Source organism: Candidatus Margulisiibacteriota bacterium (genome assembly GCA_028706105.1).
Lineage (GTDB): Bacteria > Margulisbacteria > Riflemargulisbacteria > GWF2-35-9 > DYQY01 > DYQY01.
On sequence record JAQWCF010000080.1, the window covers coordinates 1 to 7,948 of the forward strand.

The 7,948-nt window shown below is 34.2% G+C and carries 2 protein-coding genes; both read left to right on the forward strand.

Features of this window, described 5'->3' with window-relative positions; translation table 11 throughout:
* The first annotated feature begins 71 nt into the window (after positions 1-71).
* Positions 72-6,095, forward strand: coding sequence for a hypothetical protein (locus PHF25_07850; GenBank protein ID MDD4527929.1), 6,024 nt, complete (start codon positions 72-74; stop codon positions 6,093-6,095).
* A 55-nt stretch (positions 6,096-6,150) separates the two neighbouring features.
* Positions 6,151-7,948: radical SAM protein (locus PHF25_07855; protein ID MDD4527930.1), on the forward strand; the 1,798-nt coding region annotated here is incomplete at its 3' end.

A 7,948-nucleotide genomic window follows, 5' to 3' on the forward strand; every position in this document is an offset into this window, starting at 1 on the left:
ATGTAGGTCAAAATATTACTGACCCTACTGACAAGAAAATTGAAAAACTAAACTGGTTAAATAAACGTTCAATGGAATATTTAACCAACGAAGCAATGTACACGTTATATCAAGAGTCAATGAATCGTGCGCTTAAAGAAAATAAAGGCGATATCCCTAAATTAGTTATTTCTAATGTTTATTTTGATGATAAAGATGCTAACAGGTGCATTTCGGATTTAAATAGCACTTTAACAAACGTAGGCAATATGGTTTTGGATGGTAAAACCTTGAATGAGACGCAACTTGCACAACTAGTTTCTCTTGTTAAAGAAGCCAAGGATTGGTTAGCAGAAAAAGTTCCAGAGGCAGAGAGGAAGGCCATTAAAACAGGTGCAACTGTTAGTAGTCCAGATGGTACTGATTATTTAACAGTAGAAGGTAAGAAGATATATTATATGAATTCTGATGCTAACTCTGATTATGCTAACAAATGGAACGATTTGAACAATTTTATTACGAAAATAAATGAGACAGCAGCGAGTATTTTGTTGCTTCAAGATAAGGCAGGAGATAGTAGTTTTATTCAAGATTATTTTAATAATAGATCGGATATATCAAGTGCAATAATTTATAAGAAAGATACTAATGGCAATTTAGAAGTGGATGATGAGCAAAAAGATGCCTTAATTAACAATACAATTGAAACAGCTAGGCATTATTTTAATAATTATAAAAGCAATGTAAGTGCTAAAGGCAATGCATATGCCTCAGCCACCATGGAAAAAGTTATTGACATGTCCTTTTCTGTTAATAGTAATTCTGCAGACGTTTTTTCTATCTTAAGTTCCAATGTAAATAATCAAGAAAGAATTTTTAATGATATTAATATGATAGATAAATTTCATTATATTCAATATGGAACAGTGCGAAATGTTGATTCAGGAATAGATGAAACCGGTAAAACAATTACAAGCAATTTGTATGAAAAAGGCATTCTTGATATGGGTTATTATCCAGAGCGAATAGCTAGGACTACAGCAAAATCACCATATTTAAATGAAAAGAATTCTCCTGATAGTGAGTCTTATGTTGATGGTTCAGGCCAGGCACAATATGAGACGAATATGGTTGATAAAATGTATTTCAGTATGATAGCTGAAATGCAGAAAATGAATAATTTCTATATGATGACTATGTTTGCTTCTCCAACAGACATGAATGATGATGGAAAGATTAATGATGATGATAAGTTGTCTGATTTATATTTTGCTAAAGGTGCAAGGGTTTATTATGGTGACCCTGGTCAGATGTATAGTGTTGATAGTAGTAATAGGCTTTATGACCCGTTTACTATTAATGGTGTGGCCCAGACTGTAAGTAGTTTTAATTTGGTAAGTCCAAATGGATATAAAGCTATCCCAAAAGGTAAAGCAGGAAACCAAGAATATGATGCGTTTGAGTTTTTAGATGACAACCCAAGTCAGCGAGTTGAGCTTCCAAGTAATCATTTTCCCTCAATATATAATTATGCCAATTTACCTGCAGGTGTTACAGCTGAAACTGCACAGCTAGCGAAGGTAACTGTTAATGGTGTCCCATATTATGATATACAGTTTACTTATATGGACGGAGGCGTCAAAAAGGGTTTAGTTGTTAGATTAGCTAAGATAGGTGATGAATATATAGATGTAGGATTTAAAAAAGACATAGCTATTACCGGTAGTACATTCCCTGGATATACGCTTCTGATACCTTCAGCACAGTTGGAGAAACAAGAGGATATAGTAAATCCATCAGCTATATTAGCTAACTCAAATTATTTAGGTGAAGATAAATTTGCAGAGCTAACTGCTTTTCTTAACAATAATAAAACTAAATATAGTTATAATGCTGCTTCTGGGAAATTTACCGTTAAGGGAAAAATGACACCTGAAGACGAGAGCAAATTAAAAGGTATTTTTGTGGTAGATGAGGGTAAGATAATAGCATTAAAGGCTAAATCTATTGTTGCACCAGATAGAAAAGCTAAGTTAGATACATTTTTAGAAGCAAACATAGATAAATATACTTATGTGCCATCAACGGGGAAATTAACAATCACAGGTGGAGGAAAAATGACTTCTGCTGAGCAAACTGCCCTAATAGCTATTTTCCCTGAGGGCACGACATCTTTTACCGAAATAAACAAATTAGAAAGTACACATTCTTTTGATTCAACTTTGAGTTTAGCTACTGATATCTGTTTTCAAGCAATGATAGATAGCAATGATGACGATACACTTGAAGCGTATGATGTTTTAGCTACAGGTACTATATGTACATTAACCCGTGATGATTCTGGTAATGTTGTTACTGTAAGTGACCAATTACAAATTCCACTACCCTCACCATTGCCAACATCATCAGTTGATACTGTTTCGATAACAGATGTTGCTTCGGCTCAAAAAGCATTCAAAGTTGCTGGAATTTTGCCAACTACATATGATCCTTCAATTGCTTCTGATTGGTCTGTAACTGTTGTCAAATATGGCACCGATAAGTTGCTTTACGAGGTTACATATAATGTTCTTGCGGTTGCGCCTGCTACTCCTATTACAAAGTCTGTTTTAACTAATCTTAATGGGCAGTTTTATGGGATGGCAGAAGGTTCTGTTACTGATGGAGGGCTTGGTTATAGATACAATTTCCTTGATCCACTCAAAGCATCTGCAACAGCTTTAGTAGAGGACGAACGTGCATACTTACAAAGCTCTGACTTGTTTGCTAAAACTGAATATGCTCAATCAGTTAAGAGTTTAATTGCGACTGGGACAGTAACTGAGAATGGATTAGTTGGTAGCATGGATAAGTTAGCAGATAACATCTACGATAATATTGCTAAACAATTGTATCATGCTGGAATTTTCGATTCTTCTTCCTCTACTACGAAGGCAGATGGGGAATCTTATTATGAAATTAAGACAATGGTTGAGGAAAGTAGTTCTACTGTATTAACAAGTCCTTATGATGTTTTAAGTACAAAAATAACTAATTATTTGAAAGGTAGAATAGCAGGTGCAAGTGTTAAGGAAAGTAGTTTGCGAGATATTATTTCTGTTTATTGTACGCAGGTTCTTAAACAAGAATTGTCAGATAAGGGTATTATTGATAATAGTGGGTATTTGTTATCTTCAACTGGAGGACGAATAACCACAAAAACTGTAGATGCTATGACGCTGATAGAAAATATGGTTCTTAGTAAATTGTCGCCATTATTTACTGTGTCTATTGGTGGTAGCGAAAATGGATATAATGGAAAGGGTGCAATTAAGGAATCCTTTAAGGGTATAATAAATGGTTCAGATTTTAATTTTTCAGAGGTTGATGCTTCGCAAGGTATCGCCATGGAAAAGAGGGAGCTTTACAGTAAAATTGTTGCTGGAGCAGTAGATGAGGATTATAAACAAATTGGTGTGTTCGTGGGTAGTTTATATGAGAGAATGAGTGCAATAGATTTTAGTGATACAGGGGATAATAATGCAGGCGTATCAACCAATGAGTTTTCTAATCTTGATTTTACTGATTCCAATACAATACCACCTTGGATGCATGGTTTTGCTACAAGTTCTATCTCTGATAGTGACATTGATAATGATGCAACCTCTTCTGTAAAAAGAGATATTTTAAAGAAGATATTAATTAATGAAGGGATTATTTTAGAAAAAACAGAAAATGATGTAACAACATATATGGTGCTTCAAGGCATAGATCCAAAGATAGGATTAAATTCTTTTGAGGTATTAATAAGAGAAGGATATACCGATGCACAAGGTAATGAGTATACGTTTACTAGAGCACAGATAAATACGCTTATTGATATTATAAATAACGCCTTATTGGGCACTGAACTTTCAGCATGGTTAAATGGAGTTAAAAATATTGAATATAGTGCCTTAGGTTTAACGAATTCAAAGCTTAAGGTGAGTACTAAAGATACCTTGCTATCAATGTTTGTTTCACGTGATTTTGTAAGTGCAGTAAAAGAAGTTAAAAAATGTAATGAGGCAAAGGGTTTTAATTGGGTTGATGGATCGGATGGATCTTTTACTGGTGCTGAGTTAAACAATTTGTGGACTTTTGTTACTTTAAATATTCCAAGTAATATTTTGGGGATAAAAGAAAATTTACCAACAAGCCTCACTAAAGATGATGGAGTTATCCCTTATGAGGCTTTGGATATGGTTAATAATGTAATTAATATCCTTGAGAAAAAATGGTCGGTTGCTGATAATGCAAATTGGGTGTCTTCTAATGGTGTTGATTATGCTAATGCGATAAAAAAGAATAGTGTTTTTAGTGCTGCTGCGCAAGCTGATTGGGGGTTATTCACAGATGCTATAAGTTCTGCCTTTACTGCATCTAATGGAGCAGCGATAACCATAGATGATGATTTATCGGATGTAGTTGGCGGGATTGTATCTAACTATAGCGTAAAGTACAAGGTAACATATTCGGCAACATACGATAAGGATAAGTATAATGGCAAGAAGGAGCTAACGGATCAAGCTGGTACTATGTCAGTAAGTGGTACAATGGTAAGTCTAAATGAGCCGAGTACAGATATTAATAGCGTATATCCGCCAACAATAAAAAATGATAAAGGTGAGGTAATAGCAACTCGTGAATCGCACAGTACGGACATCAGCTTTACGAGTTGTACATCTGGGAATATTGCAAATAATGGAGGAGACTCTTATAACTTAGCGTGGGCAAATGGGATTGGTGGTGATTTAGCTGGTGGTGGTTATTCATATTTGCCTGGAAATAATAAAAATATCGTAGAAGAATATGCCAGAGACTTTACAACTACGGCTGGTACTAGTGGTCATTTAGATCTTTCCGACTTTGATGGAGATGGCTCTGTTAATTCTGAAGCTATTACCGTTTATGATGCTTTGCTGATGATAAGAGATAGAGCTAGGGCTAATATTGGATATGTGGATGTTCAACTAGGTAAGTTTAATCACTATGCTTCCCAGGTAACGGATATGTTACAGATTGGGGCAGGTGATAATACGAACAAAGGCAAAAACTCTTTAGAAGAATTATTTAAAAATGAGTTTTATATGAAAGATAATTTTGATCCGTTGATACTTGGTTCAGAGTTTCAATCTAGATTTGTTGAGAATGCTTTTGTTTCAGAAGATGGAGACATTGCTTCTAATGCTGATTCTTATTCGATGGTTAATAGGGTTGGGTGGTATGAGACAGCAGGGAGACTGGCTGTTAATTCTGCAAGCGCAGATATTGTTACAAAAATGGATCTTTCCAAATTTAATTACTCTACAACGAACGATTATATTACCCAGTATGAGACGGTTAAGGCCAAAATGACTTCTATGAAATATAGTGGCTCACAGGGTAAGGATAATATTAGGTCTACAATGGAAAGAGCGATGCGGGATGAGTTTAGTCGTACTCTGGTGTTAGGAGACTTTGTTTTTAGTCATGCAGGTAGCAATGCAACTTCATTTAAGGGTAATAATGTTGAGGTGTTGGTTCATAATATGAGTGGAAGTGGAGTAGGATTGAGCAGTACGTTTGTTGATGCTTTATCAAATGTTTCAATAAGCGGTGAGTCTCTTATTATGGATATTTCATCAATTGAAAATGATATTGAAGATAGGAAGTTTTCTATTAATACAGTAGCTATGCAAAGTCTTACCTTTGAAGAATTCAAAGCTTTGGAGGTATCGGCTGGACAAACATTAGAAACTTTTTTACAAGCAGGAGATGCGAATGCTTTGCCTCCAGTTTTACCAATGACAGATGCTGAAATAAGACAACTATATGATTTCTTAAGTAATATAGGTTGGAATAATGTCAGTATTGGAACAAACCTTTCTTCTGCACATTCAATTATTGAGCTTAATAGTATTTATATGGAAGTTATTTTAGCAAGGATTATGGTATCTATTGTTAATGATGAATTAAATTCAGAATATGAGAGAAGAAAAGAAGATTATGATGAACAGATTGCTAAGAAAAAAGATGAGGAAGTTGCAACTCAGATGGCTGATTCGAAGAGAAGTGCCTTTAAGTCTTATTTGAAATCTATTTCTCGAAAGAAGTAATTTAAAAAATCAGAATAGCTTGTCCTGTTGAAGCTAGACGTTTTACAATAGAAAAATGATACAATTACATTATGATATTTTTACCAATTTCTGGTACCATCTTTTAGCTCATTTAGAGGTTGATGAACCCTCTTCTGTATATAATGAGCAATATGTTAATGCTACTCAGTTAAATTTTCCAAAGGATGTTTTTACTTATTTAAGTAATAACATTGCCGTTTTATCGCATTTTCCTTTTTATGGTGAGGTTAAATCAACTTTTGGATTGTGGGAAAGTTTGTTGGAGTATTTTGATCTTTTTCCAGAGAAGGAATTGCTTAAGTATGAGTTTCAGATAGTTAGTGAAAGTTTTTTTCTTTTTTTGGAAGCAGAGTATGAAAAATATAAACAAGGTTGGCAGACAGAAATAGTTTTTAACGAGCTAAATGCTTTTAAAAACAGACATTTAGAAAAGTTTACTCACGCACTAAAGTTTATGTCTTTTGTAACAGATGTTGAATTTAAAGGAGATTTGCATGTTTGGCTTATTAACTCTTTAACAGACTCAAGAGGTAAGTCAGTTGGATTTTCTAATAGAAAAGGGTTTGCCATAGCAGTTCCTGAATTAGATAAAATGTCTGAGGATATTTTGTTTGTGGGTGTGCATGAATTAGCACATTATTTTACTGATAGGCTTTTGTTACAGAACAACATGTCTTTATCTATGCAAAAGAATAGTCCTGAATATATTCGCCGAGAGTCGCTGGCTGATTTTGTTTCTGAGATGTATTTTAAGGATATTGGTAAACGAATTACTTCTAAATGGGAGAAACAGTATATCCCTCAGGAAATAGTAGACAGTCTGTTGAATAAGTATAATAAGTTGAATTCAGGTATTGAGATAGTGCGTTTAGGTAAATATAGTGAAGAATTGCCTGTCGAGTATTCCAATGAAACTGAGCCAATTAAGGATATTTTTTTTATTGATAAACGCGATAATCGTTTATATTTTTTCTTAGCTTTGATTGGTAGGATTGTTGGTGTTCCAACAAGATACTTTAAATCACTTTCTCCAATGGAGTTTGACAATGTTTATCGTGAACATTTTATTAAGGCTGGTATTCTTGTCCCAAAGGGAAAGCAGTTTTTTAGGCAATCAATAGAGCAAATAGCGAGAGTAAATGGATTTGTTAAAAAAGTACGTTTCCACATGACGGATAGATGCAATTTACGGTGTAAGTACTGTTATTTGAGTGCAGGAGAGGGTGACTTGTTGAATATCAGTTGTGAAAACGAGGGCTTATGTACGTCAGGTGAGATAAATGCTGACAAGGCAATTAATTATTTAAACAAACTTTATAGCGATGATTTGTATGGTTTAGAGGTTGAGTTTCATGGTGGTGGCGAGCCAACTTTAATGATTGAAGAGATAAAGAAGATTGTTGCCTATATTGATGAGAAAACAGATAAGAGGATTATTAGACTACAAACTAACGGTGTGTTCTCACCAAATATTATTGATTGGATAGTTGAAAAAAATATTGTTGTTAGTGTTTCTCTTGATGGTAATAAGGAAATTAATGATACTCAGCGTACGGAGGGAACAGATGCTTTTGAGAAAATAATAAAAAATATGAGAGAGCTTGTAAAAAGAGGAGTTCATGTTTCGACTGTATCTGTTATTACGGAATATTCCCAAGACAAGATTGATGTTATTTATGAATTTATAAAATCATTAGGTATAAAAGCTATGATGTTCAATCCAGTCCATTCATTTTTAGGAAGGTCACAACAGCAAGATCATTCAGCTAAACGAGACGTTGATTTAATGGCTTTTGCTAAGAACTATTTGAGGGTTAAGCAAAAGGCAGACA